The sequence below is a fragment of the Enterobacter cloacae complex sp. IR5459 genome, assembly GCF_049238005.1.
Classification (GTDB): Bacteria; Pseudomonadota; Gammaproteobacteria; order Enterobacterales; family Enterobacteriaceae; genus Enterobacter; species Enterobacter hormaechei_C.
On record NZ_JBMKIG010000001.1, the window covers coordinates 583,409 to 601,566 of the forward strand.

20 protein-coding genes are annotated in these 18,158 nt (G+C 55.1%); 6 read left to right on the forward strand and 14 right to left on the reverse strand.

Annotated elements, in window-relative coordinates; translation table 11 throughout:
• Positions 1-71: 71 nt before the first annotated feature.
• From emrR to ACOTX4_RS02870, 10 genes are all read right to left on the reverse strand, one after another.
• Complete coding sequence (gene emrR / locus ACOTX4_RS02825; RefSeq protein ID WP_017694792.1) at positions 72-602, reverse strand: multidrug efflux transporter EmrAB transcriptional repressor EmrR; 531 nt, start codon at positions 600-602, stop codon at positions 72-74.
• 314 nt (positions 603-916) lie between these two features.
• On the reverse strand, positions 917-2,101 hold the full coding sequence (locus ACOTX4_RS02830) for an MFS transporter (RefSeq protein ID WP_022651721.1): 1,185 nt from the start codon (positions 2,099-2,101) through the stop codon (positions 917-919).
• A gap of 188 nt (positions 2,102-2,289) precedes the next feature.
• Positions 2,290-3,285, reverse strand: a complete 996-nt coding sequence (proX, locus tag ACOTX4_RS02835; protein ID WP_017382774.1) for a glycine betaine/L-proline ABC transporter substrate-binding protein ProX — start codon at positions 3,283-3,285, stop codon at positions 2,290-2,292.
• 9 nt (positions 3,286-3,294) lie between these two features.
• Positions 3,295-4,359 (reverse strand): glycine betaine/L-proline ABC transporter permease ProW, encoded by a 1,065-nt coding sequence (gene proW, locus ACOTX4_RS02840; protein WP_015571659.1) that lies wholly within the window; start codon positions 4,357-4,359, stop codon positions 3,295-3,297.
• Positions 4,352-5,554, reverse strand: coding sequence for a glycine betaine/L-proline ABC transporter ATP-binding protein ProV (gene proV / locus ACOTX4_RS02845; RefSeq protein WP_022651720.1), 1,203 nt, complete (start codon positions 5,552-5,554; stop codon positions 4,352-4,354). Before proV ends, proW begins: the two co-directional genes overlap by 8 nt.
• 333 nt (positions 5,555-5,887) lie before the next feature.
• Positions 5,888-6,847, reverse strand: a complete 960-nt coding sequence (gene nrdF / locus ACOTX4_RS02850) for a class 1b ribonucleoside-diphosphate reductase subunit beta (protein ID WP_022649130.1) — start codon at positions 6,845-6,847, stop codon at positions 5,888-5,890.
• A gap of 9 nt (positions 6,848-6,856) precedes the next feature.
• Entirely contained in the window at positions 6,857-9,001 is a 2,145-nt protein-coding gene (nrdE, locus tag ACOTX4_RS02855; RefSeq protein WP_032660085.1) for a class 1b ribonucleoside-diphosphate reductase subunit alpha, read from the reverse strand.
• Positions 8,974-9,384: a class Ib ribonucleoside-diphosphate reductase assembly flavoprotein NrdI gene (gene nrdI, locus ACOTX4_RS02860; protein WP_003862188.1), complete on the reverse strand. Its 411-nt coding sequence runs from the start codon at positions 9,382-9,384 to the stop codon at positions 8,974-8,976. Before nrdI ends, nrdE begins: the two co-directional genes overlap by 28 nt.
• Positions 9,381-9,620, reverse strand: a complete 240-nt coding sequence (gene nrdH, locus ACOTX4_RS02865) for a glutaredoxin-like protein NrdH (RefSeq protein ID WP_017382770.1) — start codon at positions 9,618-9,620, stop codon at positions 9,381-9,383. The genes nrdI and nrdH overlap by 4 nt, the downstream gene beginning before the upstream one ends.
• Positions 9,621-9,863: 243 nt before the next feature.
• Complete coding sequence (locus ACOTX4_RS02870) at positions 9,864-10,190, reverse strand: DUF883 domain-containing protein (RefSeq protein ID WP_017382769.1); 327 nt, start codon at positions 10,188-10,190, stop codon at positions 9,864-9,866.
• Between the two features lie 158 nt (positions 10,191-10,348).
• Here ACOTX4_RS02870 and ACOTX4_RS02875 point away from each other — a divergent pair, with 158 nt between their 5' ends.
• A complete protein-coding gene (locus ACOTX4_RS02875; protein ID WP_006811693.1) occupies positions 10,349-10,693 on the forward strand; it encodes a DUF2002 family protein in 345 nt (114 codons plus the stop codon).
• Between the two features lie 32 nt (positions 10,694-10,725).
• Here the strand turns inward: ACOTX4_RS02875 and alaE are convergent, their stop codons facing one another.
• Positions 10,726-11,175, reverse strand: coding sequence for an L-alanine exporter AlaE (gene alaE, locus ACOTX4_RS02880; RefSeq protein ID WP_022651718.1), 450 nt, complete (start codon positions 11,173-11,175; stop codon positions 10,726-10,728).
• A gap of 497 nt (positions 11,176-11,672) precedes the next feature.
• On the opposite strand from alaE, the gene stpA reads away from it, so the two are divergent.
• Positions 11,673-12,077 carry a DNA-binding protein StpA gene (gene stpA / locus ACOTX4_RS02885; RefSeq protein WP_045331237.1) on the forward strand — a complete coding sequence of 135 codons (405 nt, stop codon included), beginning with the start codon at positions 11,673-11,675 and terminating at the stop codon, positions 12,075-12,077.
• A 37-nt stretch (positions 12,078-12,114) separates the two neighbouring features.
• On the opposite strand, the gene ACOTX4_RS02890 is transcribed toward stpA, so the two are convergent.
• Together ACOTX4_RS02890 and ACOTX4_RS02895 are read right to left on the reverse strand one after the other, a co-directional pair.
• The gene (locus ACOTX4_RS02890; protein ID WP_003862199.1) at positions 12,115-12,294 is read right to left on the reverse strand and encodes a hypothetical protein; all 180 of its coding nucleotides are present in this window, start codon (positions 12,292-12,294) and stop codon (positions 12,115-12,117) included.
• Positions 12,295-12,376: 82 nt separating this feature from the next.
• Entirely contained in the window at positions 12,377-12,895 is a 519-nt protein-coding gene (locus ACOTX4_RS02895; RefSeq protein ID WP_023314705.1) for a rhodanese family protein, read from the reverse strand.
• A 179-nt stretch (positions 12,896-13,074) separates the two neighbouring features.
• Between ACOTX4_RS02895 and ACOTX4_RS02900 the strand changes: the two genes are divergently transcribed.
• Positions 13,075-13,233 (forward strand): YqaE/Pmp3 family membrane protein, encoded by a 159-nt coding sequence (locus ACOTX4_RS02900; protein ID WP_003862203.1) that lies wholly within the window; start codon positions 13,075-13,077, stop codon positions 13,231-13,233.
• On the opposite strand, the gene ACOTX4_RS02905 is transcribed toward ACOTX4_RS02900, so the two are convergent.
• Positions 13,230-14,159, reverse strand: coding sequence for a LysR substrate-binding domain-containing protein (locus tag ACOTX4_RS02905; protein ID WP_015571650.1), 930 nt, complete (start codon positions 14,157-14,159; stop codon positions 13,230-13,232). The genes ACOTX4_RS02900 and ACOTX4_RS02905 overlap by 4 nt on opposite strands.
• A 320-nt stretch (positions 14,160-14,479) precedes the next feature.
• On the opposite strand from ACOTX4_RS02905, the gene ACOTX4_RS02910 reads away from it, so the two are divergent.
• The 3 genes from ACOTX4_RS02910 to ACOTX4_RS02920 all read left to right on the forward strand — a co-directional run bounded on the left by ACOTX4_RS02910 (position 14,480) and on the right by ACOTX4_RS02920 (position 18,150).
• The gene (locus ACOTX4_RS02910; protein ID WP_023323649.1) at positions 14,480-15,085 is read left to right on the forward strand and encodes an ankyrin repeat domain-containing protein; all 606 of its coding nucleotides are present in this window, start codon (positions 14,480-14,482) and stop codon (positions 15,083-15,085) included.
• A gap of 108 nt (positions 15,086-15,193) precedes the next feature.
• Positions 15,194-16,735: an acyl-CoA synthetase FdrA gene (gene fdrA / locus ACOTX4_RS02915; RefSeq protein WP_045331235.1), complete on the forward strand. Its 1,542-nt coding sequence runs from the start codon at positions 15,194-15,196 to the stop codon at positions 16,733-16,735.
• On the forward strand, positions 16,735-18,150 hold the full coding sequence (locus ACOTX4_RS02920) for a DUF1116 domain-containing protein (protein ID WP_045331233.1): 1,416 nt from the start codon (positions 16,735-16,737) through the stop codon (positions 18,148-18,150). The genes fdrA and ACOTX4_RS02920 overlap by 1 nt, the downstream gene beginning before the upstream one ends.
• Positions 18,151-18,158 lie beyond the last annotated feature (8 nt).

The following is an 18,158-nucleotide window of genomic DNA, read 5'->3' on the forward strand; positions in this document are numbered from 1 at the left end:
GCCAGCAGTTTCACGTGCTGGCCTGTCAGTTTTTCTTTTTAGCAATCTGGAATGTTGAGCGGATCGTCGCGTTAGCGCAGCGCCTCAAGGATGACGCCATCTTCATCCATCTGGTCCAGACGGGTGAGCAGCTTGCGAGTAATATGCTCAAGCTGGTCGCGCTCGGCGGTGCTGAGGGCAGACCAGAGCTGGTGCAGGCAGTTGTGCTGCGGTGGCAGCACTTCGCGCAAGAATTCGTGACCTTTCTCGGTCAGTTGCAGATGCAGGCAGCGGCGATCGTTATCGCTTTCACGGCGTTCAATCCAGCCGCGCTTTTCCAGTTCATCCGCGATACGGGTTGCATTGGTACGGGATGACCCCAGCGCACAGCTCAGTTCCGATGGCTGAATGCTGTGATTTTCCTGAGACTCCAGCGTAATCAACGCCATAAACAACGTCTCGTTAATCCCTTGCGCTTTCAGCATCTTGTTACGATTTTCCAGCAGCTTACCCTGCATGTGCATGCACAGGCGGGTCAGCAGAATTTCCTGATACGGGAAGTCCTCATGACGACTGGCGCGGAACTTAAGCATTTGTTCAATGGGCGTAAACGAACTATCCATTTTGGGCATAACCTCATTAATTACAGCCGATATAGTAACGACAGTGACAAATAATGTAAATGAATTATTTGTGCGGTTATATCCGCCAAACGTATGTCACCATCAGAAAGCGCCGGGTAAATCCGTGACCCGGTGAGCACAGAGAGCGTGGGGTGTGTACCCGCGAAAGAGGGGATGTGAGGACAGGGGTCTGAACTATTCATGCCGGTAGTAAATATGTCACCCACAGTAAAATTTCTGGGATAAATGATTGCTGTTACCTTAACAGATGCAGGCCCCCTTTACACCCCGGGGGGCCCAAAGCAATGTAAAACTTAGTGAATTGCTTCCTGACGGTGATAGCCGCGCCACCATACCAGCAGATTTATCGCCGCGACGATGGCGCCGATGGCGCATACACCCGTCCAGCCCGCATGCTGCCAGGCGGAGGCTGAGATGAGCGAGCCCGCCGCGCCGCCGATAAAGTAGCTGGTCATGTACCCGGCCGTCAGACGGTTACGGGCGTCCGGCTTCACGCGGTAAATCACGGTCTGGTTGGTGATGTGTACGCCCTGCACGGTGAGGTCTAGCACCAGAATACCGACAATCAGCGCCAGCACGGAGACGTGTCCGTACCAGATGGCAGCCCAGGAGAGCAGGAGTAAAACCAGCCCTGCGGAGGTGGTCATATGAGATTTACCTTTATCGGCCAGCCCACCCGCCGGGCGCGCGCCCAGTGCGCCAGCCGCGCCTGCCAGCCCGAACAGGCCAATCACGCCTTCTGAGTAGTTAAACGGTGGCGCGGCGAGCAGAAACGCCATCGACGTCCATAAGATGCTGAAGTTGGCGAAGGTGAGACACCCCAGAATGGCGCGCGTGCGCAGGAGTTTATCCCGGGTGAAGAGGCTGAAAACGGAGGCGAGGAGCTGCGGATAGTTCAGGTGATTTTCCTGCTTCACCTTTGGCAGGCCGCGCCACAGGGCCAGCGCCATGATAAGCATCAGCACGCTCGCCACCCAGTAAACGGTGCGCCAGCCGCCGAGGCTCGCCAGCAGCCCGGCAACGGTTCGCGCCAGCAGGATGCCCAGCAGCAGGCCGCTCATGATAGTACCGACCACTTTGCCGCGTTTTTCCGGGGAAGCCAGCGTCGCGGCGAGGGGAACCAGAATTTGCGCCACCACCGAGAACAGCCCCGTCAGCGCGGTGCCGATAATCATCATCGTTAACGACTGGCTGCTGGCGGTGATCAACATTCCGCCCGCCGCCAGCAGCGTCATGGAGACGATAAGCATTCGGCGCTCAAACATATCGCCTAATGGCACCAGGAACAGCAGCCCGGCCGCATAGCCGAGCTGTGCTGCGGTGACAATAAAGCCGGCGGAGCTGGCTGAAAGATCGAAGGCGCGTGCGATGGTGTCGAGCAGTGGTTGTGCGTAATAGTTGCTGGCGACGGCCAGACCCGTTGCCACGGACATTAAAAGGATGAGTGCGGGGCTAAGCCCTTGAGTTGTTTTTGTCATTAGTTTCAGGAATCGTGAGTTAAGTGATTATTTTTCCGGAAACATAATAACCAATGATGGTGAATGTTGGGGAATTGTTATGTGTGTGTTTGTGCGGTTAAGCCCCTCACCCTAACCCTCTCCCGAAGGGAGAGGGAACGCTAACACCCTCTCCCTTCGGGAGAGGGCTGGGGTGAGGGGAAAGTACTTTACTTCTGCGCCTCAAGCGCCTCTTTCACCCAGCCATCGAACTGCTGCTGGTGGGCTTTGATCCAGCCATCCACGTGGCCTTTGATATCTGCTTCGGATGATTTACCCGCGTGCATCATCGCGTTCTGGGCGTTAATGTCAGCCAGCGGCAGTTTCATCACCGAGAACAGCTTCGCCGCCGCAGGGTTTTTCTCGGCCCAGGCTTTGTTCGCCACGATATGCATGGTATTCACCGGGAAGCCATAGTTCATGCCATTTGGCAGTTTGGTGTCGATATCTTTCTGCTCGCCCGGCAGGGAAGAGAAGGGCACCTGCAACCACACCACGTCTTTGCCCGGCTTCAGCACGTCGCTCACCCAGTACGGCGTCCAGGTGTAGTAGATCACCGGCTTGCCTTCTTTAAAGCGGGCGATGGTGTCGGCCATCATCGCAGAGTAATTGCCGTGGCTCACGTCGACGGTCTTCGCCAGATCGAAGGCTTTGTTCTGGTGGTTAATCACCGCTTCACAGCCCCAGCCCGGCGAGCAGCCCATCATGTCGGCTTTACCGTCACCGTTGGTATCAAAGAGTTTGGCGATCTTCGGATCTTTCAGCTGTTCAATATTGGTGATGTGATACTTATCGGCGGTTTTCTTGTCGATCAAATATCCCTGCGCAGCGCCGGTCACAAAGGTGCCTTCACGGTAGAATTTCTTGTCACCGCCTGCGGCGGCATACATATCGTCGTGCAGCGGCTGCCAGTTCACGGCGGTAAAGGTGGCATCGCCGGAGGCAATGGAGGTATAGCCCACGTTGTAATCCACTTCGCTGGCGGTATTCACCGTATAGCCCAGTTTCTCCAGCGCACGGCTGACAATCTGGGTCTGGAAGGACTCTTCCGAAATGGTGCTCTGCACCGGCTGCACGGTAATGCCTTTGCCCGGCAGGTCAGCGGCAACTGCGCTGGTGGAGACAAGGGTCGCAAACGCTGTGGCAAAAAGTACGTTATGTCGCATCGTTGTTCCTTATTTTGTGAATGGGCGGGTGAGTAACCCGACAGGGCCGGTGGTGTACCAGCGACGGTTGCCGCGACTGCGTGAATCACGACCGACAGCCTGGGTCAGGCGGTCAAGAATGATGGCGAGGATCACAATCCCGACGCCGCCGACGGTCGCCAGCCCCATATCGAGACGGCCAATGCCGCGCAGTACCATCTGACCTAACCCGCCAACGGCAATCATTGAGGCGATCACCACCATCGACAGCGCCAGCATCAGCGTCTGGTTAACACCTGCCATAATGGTCGGCATCGCCAGCGGAAGCTGAACCTTAAACAGCATCTGACGCGGGCTGGCGCCGAACGAGCGCGATGCCTCTATCAGATCCGCAGGCACCTGGTTAATGCCCAGAATGGTCAGACGAATAATTGGCGGAAGGGCGAAGATAATGGTCACGACCACCCCCGGTACGTTACCGATGCCGAACAGCATCACGATAGGCACCAGGTAAACGAACGCTGGCGTGGTCTGCATCGCATCCAGCAGCGGGCGGATAATTTTCGCGGCCCGGGGGCTGCGCGCCAGCCAGATCCCCATCGGCAGGCCGATCACCACGCAGAACAGCAGGGCGGTCAGCACCAGCGCCAGGGTGATCATCGCCTGAGACCACGCGCCAATCGCGCCGATGGCAATCAGGGAGATCAGCGTGGCGATCCCCATACCCGCGCTGCCGAACTGCCATGCGATCAGCGAGAACAGGATAATCGCCACCGGCGCGGGCATGCCCAGCATCAGCTGCTGGAAGCCGTTCAGGATGTAATCCACCGGGATGCGGATCCCCTGGAACACCGGACGGAAGTGGGTAACGACCCAGTCGATCCCCTCCGTTACCCAGCTATCCAGCGGGATCAGCGTCTTGTGGAACGGATCCATAATATTGAAATGCTCTGGGGCAGGCGCCGGTGCGCTGTTGAGCCAGTCTGCCGCGCCGCCGCCATCGGCAGGCGCAGGCGTCGAACCCCACGCATCGGCAGATTGCGCCGCGCTGTCCGCTGCTTCAGTGGTGCCCCATGGGTTTGATTGATCAGCCATTGTTTGTCCCCTCGCGATCTAAAGCCTGTAGCAGCATCCGTTTTGAGATGATGCCAACGTACTGTTGTTCTTCACCGACGACCGGCACGGCGCACGGCGCCTGACCCACGTGAGAGAGCAACTCGCTGAGCGGCGTTTCGGCGTCCACGGCAAGCGGAGCGTCAATCAACGCTGCATCGATTCCCTGGTTTTCGCTCAGGGCGGTTTTCAGGGAGTCGATGGAGACCACGCCGACAAATTTATTGCCGCGTTCAACCAGATAACCGTATTCACGGTCTTCGTCCTGCAACAGCTTCAGCGCGGAGCGCGGACCAAAACCTGGCGTTTTTCGAATAATGCCGTTTGGTGTTCGACGGGCAATATCTTTCGCACTGAATACGTGGCTAATATCCACGCCGCGGAAGAAGGTGCGCACATAATCATTCGCCGGATTATTGAGAATTTCATCCGGTGTGCCGACCTGCACCACTTCACCATTTTGCATAATGGCGATACGGTCACCAATACGCATGGCTTCATCCAAATCGTGAGAAATAAAAACAATGGTGCGCTGATGTTTGGCCTGTAATTTTACCAGCTCATCCTGCATCTCGGTGCGAATTAAGGGATCGAGCGCCGAGAAGGCTTCGTCCATTAATAAAATATCCGGATTAATCGCTAATGCGCGCGCTAATCCCACACGCTGACGCATACCGCCGGAGAGTTCATCCGGATACGCATGAGCATAATTTTCCAGCCCGACCTGACGCAGTGCATCAAGGGCTTTTTCCTGACGTTCCTGAGCGGGGATACCGGCTAACTCCATGCCAAAGGCGGTATTATCGAGTACCGTCATGTGCGGCATCAGTGCAAATGACTGAAACACCATCGCAATTTTCTTTCTGCGCACCTCGCGGAGTTCCGCGTCTGATATTCTGGCGATATCAACGCCGTCAATCAGCACCTGTCCGCGGGTGGGTTCAATCAGGCGATTGAGAAGGCGAACCATAGTGGATTTACCCGAACCGGATAATCCCATGATGACAAAAATCTCGCCTTCTTCAATGGCCAGACTGGCGTCTTTAACGCCAAGCGATAGCCCGGTTTTTTCCAGAATTTGCTCTTTCGAAAGGCCTTTCTCAATATATTTGAAAGCACGCTGCGGGTGCTCGCCAAATACTTTATAAAGATTTTTCACTTCTAATTTAATTGCCATGCAATAGAGAGTGTCCTGTTATTTGTTTATGTCGATATGATTACCATGGTAAATAGTTAACTGGCATTACCCTAACATACTCAGAATCTGAGACAACCCTGGGCCAGCCGAAGGCCAGAATTTTGCCGCAAGCGAAACGGCTGAATTTCCCATGAATAAAGGGCTGAGGGCGGTTTGAATTTTTCTCAATTTTTTGCTGCTGCATGGGGAAATTTCGCCTGAATCGGTGTGTTTCAGGCGAATATGACGGGGAAATTACAGTGTAGTACCTGGTGGAATATTTGGCTGGAAATAATGAAATGCAGAGTTAATTAATGAACGTTAATTCATTCATTAAAAATCCCAGTCCTCGTCTTGCGTCTCCACCGCTTTACCCATCACGTACGACGAGCCGGACCCGGAAAAGAAGTCGTGGTTTTCATCGGCGTTGGGCGACAGCGCCGCGAGGATCGCCGGGTTCACTTCCGCCATTTCCGGTGGGAATAACGCTTCGTAGCCCAGGTTCATCAGCGCCTTGTTGGCGTTGTAGCAGAGGAAGGCTTTTACGTCCTCTTCCCAGCCCGTTCCGGCGTACAGCTCCTCGGTATAACTCAGCTCGTTGTCATACAGATCCATCAGTAAATCGAGGGCAAAACCTTTGAGTTCCTCGCGTTTTTCCGGGGTGACTTTCTCCAGTCCTTTCTGGTACTTATAGCCGATGTAATACCCGTGTACCGCTTCATCGCGGATGATGAGGCGAATCAAATCGGCGGTGTTGGTGAGCTTGCCCCGGCTCGACCAGTACATAGGCAGCCAGAAGCCGGAATAGAAGAGGAAAGATTCCAGGAATACGCTGGCGATCTTCTTCTTCAGCGGCTCGTCGGCCCGGTAATATTCCAGCACCAGATCTGCCTTGCGCTGCAATGACGCGCTCTCTTCACTCCAGGCGTAGGCGGCGTCCACGTCCCTGGTCTGGCACAGAGTGGAGAAAATCGAGCTGTAAGAGCGGGCATGCACCGCCTCCATAAAGCTGATATTCGACATTACCGCCTCCTCGTGCGGGGTCAGCGCATCACTCATCAGCGCGGGCGCACCCACGGTATTCTGAATGGTGTCCAGCAGCGTCAGGCCGGTGAAGACGCGGATTGTCAGCTGCTGCTCGGCATGGCTCAGAGTTTGCCAGGCCGGAATATCGTTGGAGAGCGGCACCTTTTCCGGCAGCCAGAAGTTGCTGGTCAGGCGGTTCCATACCTCCAGGTCTTTATCATCCTGAATTTTGTTCCAGTTAACGGCGCTTACGCGTGACAGTTTCATCCTTTCTCCTTACAGCGCGCAGGACACGCAGCCTTCAATTTCGGTGCCTTCCAGCGCGAGCTGGCGCAGGCGAATGTAGTACAGCGTTTTGATGCCTTTCTTCCAGGCGTAGATCTGCGCTTTGTTGATATCCCGCGTGGTGGCGGTGTCCGGGAAGAAGAGCGTCAGCGACAGCCCCTGATCCACATGTTTAGTCGCCTCGGCGTAGGTATCAATGATCTTTTCCGGGCCAATTTCATAGGCGTCCTGGTACAGAGCCAGATTCTCATTGGTCATAAACGGGGCAGGGTAGTAGACGCGCCCGGTTTTGCCTTCCTTACGGATTTCAATCTTCGACACGATAGGGTGGATGCTCGACGTGGCGTGATTGATATAGGAAATGGAGCCGGTTGGCGGCACCGCCTGAAGGTTCTGGTTATAAATGCCGTAGCGCATCACCTCTTCACGCAGCTGTTGCCACATCTCACGCGTCGGCAGGGTGATGCCAGCGCGGGCAAACAGCGCGCGTACTTTTTCGGTTTTCGGCTGCCAGTCGCCTTCCAGATACTGGCTGAAATACTCTCCGCTGGCGTAGCGGGACTGCTCAAAGCCTGCGAACCGCTGGTGGCGTTCGCGCGCCAGCATCATCGAGGTATGCAGCGCATGCCAGGTGACGGTGTAGAAATAAAGGTTGGTGAAATCCAGCCCTTCGGGGCTGCCGTAGGCGATGCCCTCCCGCGCCAGATAGCCGTGCAGGTTCATCTGCCCAAGGCCGATGGCATGCGACGCGGCGTTGCCCGCTTCAATAGACGGTACGCTGCGGATGTGGCTCATGTCTGATACCGCCGTCAGTCCGCGAATGGCGGTCTCTACCGTGCGGCCAAAATCGGGAGAGTCCATGGTGTGGGCAATATTCAGCGACCCGAGGTTACAGGAGATATCCTTGCCCACGTCCGCGTAGTCGAGGTTCTCGTCGTAGCTGGACGCGCTGTTGACCTGCAAAATCTCCGAGCACAGATTGCTCATGTTGATGCGCCCGCCAATCGGGTTGGCGCGGTTCACCGTATCCTCGTACATGATGTACGGATAACCGGATTCAAACTGAATTTCAGCCAGCGTCTGGAAGAAATCCCGGGCGTTGATGGTTTTTTTACGAATGCGATCGTCGGCCACCAGCTCGTCGTACAGCTCGCTTATCGCCACGTCGCCAAAGGCTTTGCCGTAAATCCGCTCAACATCATACGGTGAGAAGAGCGCCATGTCGGCATTCTCTTTAGCCAGCTTAAACGTGATATCCGGGATCACCACGCCGAGCGACAGGGTTTTAATGCGGATCTTTTCATCGGCGTTTTCACGTTTGGTATCCAGAAAACGCAGAATGTCCGGGTGGTGCGCGTGCAGATAAACCGCACCCGCGCCCTGACGCGCGCCAAGCTGGTTGGCGTACGAAAAGGCATCTTCCAGCATCTTCATCACCGGGATGACGCCGGAGGACTGATTTTCGATGCGCTTAATCGGCGCGCCCGCTTCCCGCAGGTTCGAAAGCAGAAATGCCACACCGCCGCCGCGTTTCGAAAGCTGTAGCGCCGAATTTACCGCACGGCCAATCGACTCCATATTGTCTTCAATACGCAGCAGGAAGCAGGAGACCAGCTCGCCGCGCTGGGCTTTCCCGCAGTTAAGGAACGTTGGCGTGGCGGGCTGGAAGCGGCCGGAGAGGATCTCCTCCGTGAGGCTTTCGGCCAGCACTTCATCGCCCTGCGCCAGCGTCAGCGCCACCATCACCACCCGATCTTCAAAGCTTTCTAAATAGCGTTTGCCGTCAAAGGTTTTCAGGGTGTAGCTGGTGTAATACTTCCACGCGCCGAGAAACGTCTGGAAGCGAAAACCGCTGGCGTGCGCCCGTTCAAACAATGCCACCACGAAGGCGCGGTCGTAGCGGGTCAGGACACGCTCTTCGTAATAACCCTCTTTTACCAGCCAGTCGAGACGTTCCTGCTGGCTGCCAAAAACGATGCTGTTCGGGCGCACATGAGCGGCAAAAAAGGCGTCCACCGCCTCACGATCTTTATCAAACTGAATGCGCCCCTCCCGGTCATAGAGGTTTAGCATGGCGTTTAATGCGTGGTAATCCGGCGTTGCCTGAATCACGCGCTCTGCGGTTGTCGTTGCCAAAATTCGTTCACTCCTTTACGCACGTTCTCTACGTCCTGCTGTGTCCCCATCAGTTCAAAACGATAGAGATACGGCACGCCGCATTTTTGAGAGATGACATCCCCGGCGCGGGCAAAGGCCTCGCCGAAGTTGCGATTGCCTGCGGCGATCACGCCGCGAATAAGCTGCCGGTTATGGGGATCGTTCAGAAAGCGGATCACCTGACGAGGCACCGCCCCTGCGGTGCCGCCACCGCCATAGCTGGGCACCACCAGAATGTAGGGTTCGTCTACCTGAATACGCTCCCGCTCGTTCAGCGGAATGCGTATCGCGGGCAGCCCGAGACGCTCCATAAACCGAAGCGTGTTTTCCGAGCTGCTGGAAAAGTAGACCAGCGTGCTCATGCACTGACGCCCTGAGCGGCAAGGCGGTTGATCATGTCCGGACGGAAGCCAGACCAGCTGGTGTCGCCGGCAACCACAACCGGAAGCTGACGGAAACCCTGCGCCCGCAGGGTGTCTGCCGCATCGGGCACCTGATCAATATTGACCATCTCAAATGCCACGCCGCGGCTCTCCATCGCCCGTTTCGTGGCGTGGCACTGAACACAATCGTTACGAGTGTAAATAATAATGCTCATGATTCGCATTTCCATTTAAAATGAGAGGACGGCGCGAGTAAACGCGTCATATTGTGTGTGTCTTACTAAAGGGAATACTAGATGTAGTTTATATAAGTTTCAACCACACAAGATATGGGAAATTCAGATTAATAAGGCCCCGATGATGAGCCTGGCGGGGCAGGGCGGGCTGTACGGTTTTTTCAGGTTGTCAGGCAAAGAAAAGCCCCGGCGCCTGAGGCTACCGGGGCTAAGAACGCGCGCTTACTTACGCAGACTAAGCAGGGCGCCGACAAAAATCCCGACCGCCGCGACCGTTCCCAGCGTACAAAGCGGTTTTTCACGTACGAAGGTGGTGGCGCAGCTGGCCATGTCGCAGGCCGCCTGAGTGGTACGTGAGCGGCCGTTCATCCTTGCCCGCGTTTCACGCAGCAGAGACTGAGCCTTACGTTTCGCGGCATCTGCTTCGTCCTTCGCGTCAGAGCCCCAGGATTTCAATACGGCTTCCAGCGTGTCCGCTAATTGGCTGACATCGTTACGAATATCCTGTGTGTCGTCATTAATATCGTTTCGGTTCGGTCTGTTAAACATACGATCCTCCATAATTTGTGTTCCCGTTTAGTTTAGTCCAGAAATGTAATATCTGAAGCGAGTCACGGCTTATCGGGCAGTTTATGGAATATTCTGAAAGCCCTGCTAATGCTGAATACTGTAAGGTTGCCGGGCAGGAATGATAATGAGGAAAAGATATGTATTTACGACCCGATGAGGTGGCGCGCGTTCTTGAAAAAGAAGGGTTCACCATGGATGAGGTAACATCAAAAGCATACGGATATCGCCGTGGTGAGAATTATGTTTACGTCAACCGTGAAGCAAGAATGGGGCGTACTGCTCTCATTATTCACCCGACACTCAAAGACAGAAGCCTGTCATTTGCTGAGCCCGCCTCGGATATTAAAACCTGCGATCATTATCAGCAATTTCCGCTCTATTTAGGCGGCGAGACGCATGAACATTATGGTATTCCGCACGGTTTCAGCTCGCGTATGGCGCTGGAGCGATTCCTGAAAGGGCTGTTTGGCGACGTACAATAACTCTGCGACTGGCATGAGCCAGTCGCCTTACCTTACGCTTTTGCCTGGCTATAAGGGCTGACTTTGAACAGGCGGCGGCAGTAGTCAAGAAAGTAACCGTACACCGCACCCATCAGCATGGATACCACGATATTTGAACTTACCGCAGCGGCGATTTGATGCCAGTCTGCGCCCACCGTCAGCAAAATAAACACATACACCGGGGACTGGAACGTCACGTAAGCCAGCACGTCCGCCAGGTTTTTTACCCAACCCGCCGGGCTAATACGCCGGGCTAAACGCATCACTGCATCGCGGTACAGGCCGTACGGCCAGGCGATCATGATATTCACCGGAATGGCCACCAGGCGCGACGAGAGAGATTGCTCAAAGGACATTCCCGACAGGAAAATTTCAATCAGCATATTCACGACGGAACAGTAAACGACCATCGCGAACGTATCCGCTACCGCATGGCGCAGGCGAGACTGCGGTGAGAACATGTCTGAACTCCTCGAACAGGACAAAAAAGTGGCGTTTTACCTGCGGCCTTTAGTGCTTTAGGTTGGTTTGTTTTGAGTGTATAGCGTATCTCTCTGGCTTTTAACTAACAAGTAGTGATTAATTTTTATTTACTGGCGCTTTAGCCATAAAATTCTCTAAAATTGTGCGTTTTTTGCGCGCTTCGTTATTTTCTCTCCTCGCACCTATTTTAGTGAAATATATCAATGAATTAGATTATCTATGCGCGTGTGAAACCTTTGTTGTGTGGGATTTTGGAGGCGGTTTTTTGAACGGTTTAAAACAGGGTTTTTTGGCCTGGGGGAAGGGCGGTATATTACGCTTTAAAACAGACATATATTTCAGGGTTATATTAACGGGATATTCTAAAACATTTACAATAATGTCAAAACGTCAGGGTGGGTAGATATCAGAACCAAAATCAATTATTCTGTTGCCTGATTTATGTTATACACACGAAGAAAGGTTTTTCATTATTATGGCTTTAACGTTACAGAATCTTAATAATATTCGTACCCTCCGGGCGCTGGCACGTGAATTATCCATGGATGTTCTGGAAGAAGTGCTGGAAAAATTCCGGATTATCACTGAAGAAAAACGCAGCGAGCAGGCTGAATTAGAGCGTCAACGCGCTGAACAGCAGGATAAAATTAATGCTCTGCTGGAACTGATGAAAGCTGACGGTATTTCTCCGAGCGATCTGTTAGGCAGTGACCTGGCGCAGGCGGGTCAGCCGACGAAAAAACGTAAAGCGCGTGCGGCGAAATATCGTTTTATTGACGCGAACGGTGAAGAAAAAACCTGGACCGGTCAGGGACGTACGCCAAAGCCAATTGCGACCGCACTGGCAAACGGTAAATCGCTGGACGATTTCCTGATCTGATGATTATTCGGGCGGTGTATTCCGCCCGATTATTGACTTAGCAGACGCCAAAGTCACCTTCTTCGGAGTACAGAACTACGTCCGCCGCTTTCAGGTGATATTTCTCGCCCTGCTCATCGCTGGCCTGCACGGCCACAATGTTTTCACCATTCACTTCGAGCACTTTCAGTTTCGGACCGCCCTGACGCGGTTGGACATAATCACCGACAGAAAACATAGCACCTCCTCATCATTGTCATGATCTTCACCATAGCCCACGTCCGGGACGGGGTACAGCCTAATCTTTCAGATACTCCTTATCAGGTACGTCGGTTCCACGGCATCACTTTCAGCAGTCGCGCCATACCGCAAAAACCTGTCACTCCGGCAAACAGCAGCCCGGCGCCCACAAAACCGCTCAGCAGGAAAAAACCGCTGGAGACGCTGTAACCCAACACCACGCCGCAGAGGATCAGCAGCCCGGCAGCGATCTGCACCTGACGCATCAGCGGAAGCGGCTGCGATCGATCTTCAACGGTCAGCAGCCCGGCCTGTTTCCAGCCCTGAATGCCTCCCTCAACCACACAGGCGTTCGCAGGGGATGCTGCCTGCGCCAGACGAGCAGCATTGTTTGAGGTTCGTGCGCCGGACTGACAGTGGAAAATCACCGTTTCTCCCGGCGCCGCGTTAAGCCCGCCGGGTAACGAATCCAGCGGAATGGAGTGCGCCACCGGAATATGCTCGCGGGCATACTCGTCGGGGTCGCGAATATCGATAAGTTTGGCGCCTTCAGCAATAAGCGCGTTTGCCTGCTGCGGCGAAATAAGAGGAAGAGACATTATGTTTCCTTACGGTCAATTTCAGAACAGTAGAGCATTTAAGGCCGGGTTTAAGCCAGTGTAAAGAGGGTAAAGGCAGGTAAAAGCGCGAGAGACGAATGGCAGTTACCCGTAAACTGGCTACGCTTAGAGAAGTGTCTTTTATAATTTTCAATTGGTTAGCTTGCACGGAGTTATTTATGGGTTTTTGGCGCGTTGTTTTTACGATTATTCTCCCGCCGCTGGGCGTGCTGCTTGGCAAGGGGCTGGGCTGGGCGTTTATTCTGAATATCCTTCTGACCATCCTGGGCTACTTCCCCGGTCTTATCCACGCATTTTGGGTTCAGACGAAGAGCTAGGTACGCCACAGTAAGTCACTGTAGATCCGGGTCAGCACGCCTTCGGGGCCAAATTGCTGTTTTATCCAGCGCGTGACCTGACCGGTCGCCGCATGCTGCGTGGCGAGCAGCATGCGCGAATCCTGGCGCGGATTATTGATTCGCCGCGTTACCAGCAGCCCATCCTCCACCGCCTCACGCGTCATGTATTCCGGTAAAAATCCAATACCTTCCCCCAGGATCTGACACTGGCATTTCGTGTTGAAGTCCGGCACCAGAATCGCCTCCTGACCGTGAAGCAGCCAGCCCACCTTCTTATTGATGGTATGCGCGGTATCCTCGACCATGATATTGGGATACAGACGCAGCTGACTTTCGGAGATGGGCTCCGGGGCGAACGCCAGCGGATGCGTGGGCGCGATGGCAAATACCCAGCGGATCGCGCCTATCTCGGTATAATCAATGCCGCCGCCGTCCAGCAGCGTATCCGGCGCGCCAATGGCGATATTGGCCTGATTATTAATGATGGAATCCCAGACGCCGTTATACACCTCGGTCGTCACCGTGATCTGGCAGGTGGGAAACTGTTTTTTCAGCACCTGGAGCAAACGCGCGGTATGGCGTGGCGTATACAAAAGCTGATTTATGCAGATGCGCACCCGCGTCTCAATGCCCTGAGAAATGGTATCAATCCCGCGCTTGATGGCATGAAAGTCATTCAGCAGGTCGGTCGCTTTACGATAAAAATAAAAACCGGATTCGGTCAGCTCAATGCTGCGCGTGTTGCGTACAAACAGCACCACGTCCAGGCCGGTCTCCATGCGTTTGATGGTGTAACTGATGGCCGAGGTGGTTACGCCCAGCTCGGCAGCCGCTTTGCTAAAACTGCCGAAACGTGCCGCGGTGGTGAAGGCCAGCAAATTCTCTTCGGTAAAGATGGAATTCATATTATGGCTCCTGGTGACCATCAGTTTTGAACATATTTTAACACTGGTGTTACATCATAGTTGATGTTGGTCACAGTTCTGTATTTTTACGTAGGGCCGCGCTGTGTAAGGTTTTTTCAGCCATAAGGATAATGCAGCCTGACGCGTGTAAAAGCGGTAAAACATAAGAAAAAGGTTGCACAGACGCACGTTTCTGCCGGACCGTTGAATTTAACTCAACAATGAATTGCGTGTCGATGAATCATTTTTAAGCGGATTCTTTTATGACCAGGCTGTTGCTATTCTCAGGTCATCAGAAGTGAAACATAGGGAGTCTGAATATGTCTGCAACTGCACTGGTTACAGAATTTCTGCTGGCGGCAGAAGAGGGCAATATCGACGCGCTAAAAGCCTGCCTGGAAAAAGGCGTGGATATTAACGTAACCAACCGCCAGAAAAGAACCGCCATTATTATTGCCAGCCTGAAAAAGCATTACGCCTGTGTGGAATTTTTAATTGCCGCCGGGGCGGATATTGATAAACAGGACCAGACCTGTTTTAACCCCTTCCTGATCAGCTGCCTGACCAATGATTTAACCCTGCTGCGCATTCTCCTTCCGGCGGATCCGGATCTCGACCGTCTGACGCGCTTTGGCGGCGTGGGCATTACCCCTGCCAGTGAAAAAGGGCACGTTGAAATCGTGCGTGAGCTGCTGGAAAAAACCGACATCAACGTCAACCACACCAATTTTGTCGGCTGGACGCCGTTGCTGGAGGCCATCGTATTAAACGACGGCGGCGCAAAGCAGCAGGAAATTGTGAAGCTGCTGCTGGATCACGGCGCGAACCCGCACATGACCGATAAATACGGCAAAACCCCGCTCGAACTGGCACGGGAAAAAGGCTTCAACGCGATCGCAGACCTGCTGCTGGCGGCAGGCGCGTAGCGCATTCGGTCAGCCTTCCCCTGGCTGGCCGTTACTGAAAAAACGCATTGTTACCGACGTGCATTTAGCACGACGGCGGCCCCCTTTTATCTTAAACAGGTGAAAATAATGCCAACCAAAATCGTCATAAAAAAGAATACGTATTTCGATTCGGTTTCCTTAATGTCGGTTTCCACCAAAGCCAATAAATTGCCGGGCGTCGAGCAGGCGTTTGTGGCGATGGCGACGGAAATGAACAAAGGCGTATTAAAAAACCTCGGGCTATTAACGCCGGAATTAGCGGACGCGAAAAATGGCGACCTGATGATCGTGATTAAAGGCGACGCGGCAAATGATGAAACCCTGGCCGCCATTGAAGCGCTGTTCACGCGTAAAGAGCGCACGGGCTCCCATGAAGCACGCTACGCGTCGATTGCCAGCGCCAAAACCCATCGTCCGGACAGCAACCTGGCGGTGATTTCCGTCAACGGCACCTTCGCCGCCCGGGAAGCGCGTCAGGCGCTGGAAAACGATCTTAACGTGATGCTGTTCTCCGATAACGTATCGCTCGACGACGAGCTGGCGCTGAAGCAGCTGGCGCATGAAAAGGGTCTGCTGATGATGGGGCCTGACTGCGGCACCGCCATTATCAACGGCGCGGGGCTGTGCTTCGCCAACGCGGTGCGTCGCGGGCCGATTGGCATCGTTGGCGCCTCCGGTACCGGCAGCCAGGAGCTGAGCGTGCGCATTCATGAGTTCGGCGGCGGCGTGTCGCAGTTGATCGGCACCGGCGGACGCGATCTTAGCGAGAAGATCGGCGGCCTGATGATGCTCGACGCCATCGACATGCTGGAGGCGGACGACGCGACTCGGGTGATAGCGCTCATCTCCAAACCGCCAGCACCCGCGGTGGCTGAGAAGGTGCTGGCCCGGGCACGCGCCTGCCGCAAGCCTGTAGTTGTGTGCTTCCTGGGCCGCAACGAACCGCCTGCCGATGAAGACGGTTTGCAGTTTGCTCGTGGCACCAAAGAGGCGGCCCTGAAAGCGGTGCTGCTTACCGGCATTAAAAAAGACGACCTGGATTTACATCCGCTCAACTGGCCGCTGATCGAAGAGGTACGCACCCGCCTGACGTCGCAGCAGAAGTACATTCGCGGCCTGTTCTGCGGCGGCACCCTGTGCGACGAAGCGATGTTTGCCGCGCTGGAGAAGTTTGACGATGTTTACAGCAACATCCAGCCGGACCCGGCCAGGCGTCTGAAAGATATCAGCGTTAGCCAGGCCCACACCTTCCTTGATTTCGGTGACGATGATTTCACCAACGGCAAGCCACACCCAATGATCGACCCGACCAACCGCATCAGCCGCCTGCTACAGGAGGCGCGCGATCCGCAGGTGGGCGTCATCGTGATGGACTTCGTGCTGGGCTTTGGCGCGCACGACGATCCGGTGGGGGTGATGATCGAGGCGATCAAAGAGGCACAGGCGATCGCGAACGCCGACAACCGTCCGCTGGAAATTCTCGGCTACGTGCTCGGCACCGATCAGGATCCGCAGTCGCTGGCGCAGCAGTGCCAGCTGCTGACCGACGCAGGCGTCATCTGGGCCAGCAGCAGCACCAACACCGGATTACTGGCACGCGAATTTGTCTGCAAAGGGGAGAAAGCATAATGACCACTTTATTCAACCAGCCGCTAAACGTCATTAACGTCGGCATTGCGATGTTCAGCGACGACCTCAAAAAGCAGCACGTTCCCGTGACCCAGCTCGACTGGACGCCGCCGGGGCAGGGCAATATGCAGGTTGTTAAAGCGCTCGACCAGCTGGCGGAAAAACCGCTGGCGGAGAAAATTGCCGCCGCGAACAAAATTGCCCTGGAGCGGATTATTCAGTCCCATCCGGTGCTGGTGGGCTATGACCAGGCCATCAACGTGGTGCCGGGCATGACCCGCACGACCATTCTGCACGCCGGTCCGCCAGTTACCTGGGAAAACATGTGCGGTGCGATGAAAGGCGCGGTTACCGGCGCGCTGGTGTTTGAAGGGCTGGCGACGGATCTGGAGGACGCCGCAAGGCTGGCGGCGTCAGGCGACATCACCTTCTCACCGTGCCACGAGCACGACTGTGTGGGCTCTATGGCGGGCGTCACCTCCGCGTCGATGTTTATGCACATCGTTGAGAACAAAACTTACGGCAACCGCGCCTTCACCAACCTCAGCGAGCAGATGGCGAAGATCCTGCGTATGGGGGCTAATGACCAGAGCGTGATCGAGCGCCTGAACTGGATGCGCGACGTGCTCGGCCCGATGCTGCGCGACGCCATGAACATTATCGGCGAAATCGACCTGCGCCTGATGCTGGCCCAGGCGCTGCACATGGGCGACGAGTGCCACAACCGCAACAACGCGGGCACCACGCTGCTTATTCAGGCGCTGACGCCGGGGCTGATCCAGGCGGGCTATTCGGTGGCGCAGCAGCGTGAAGTGTTCGAGTTTGTCGCCAGCAGCGACTATTTCTCCGGTCCGACGTGGATGGCGATGTGTAAGGCCGCGCTGGATGCTGCCCACGGCATTGAGTACAGCACCGTCGTCACCACCATGGCGCGCAACGGCTACGAGTTCGGCCTGCGCGTTTCTGGCCTGCCGGGGCAGTGGTTCACCGGCCCGGCGCAGCAGGTGATCGGCCCGATGTTCGCGGGCTATAAGCCGGAAGACTCCGGGCTGGATATCGGCGACAGCGCCATCACCGAAACCTACGGCATCGGCGGCTTTGCGATGGCGACGGCCCCGGCAATCGTGGCACTGGTGGGCGGCACGGTGGAGGAAGCCATCGATTTTTCTCGCCAGATGCGCGAAATCACCCTCGGCGAAAACCCGAACGTCACCATTCCGCTGCTCTCCTTTATGGGGATCCCGACCGCCATCGACATCACGAAGGTCGCGGGCAGCGGCATTCTGCCGGTCATCAATACCGCCATTGCCCATAAGGACGCGGGCATCGGCATGATAGGGGCGGGCATCGTTCACCCGCCGTTTAGCTGTTTTGAAAAGGCGCTGTTGACCTTCCGCGATCGCTACTTTTTATAAGGCATGCA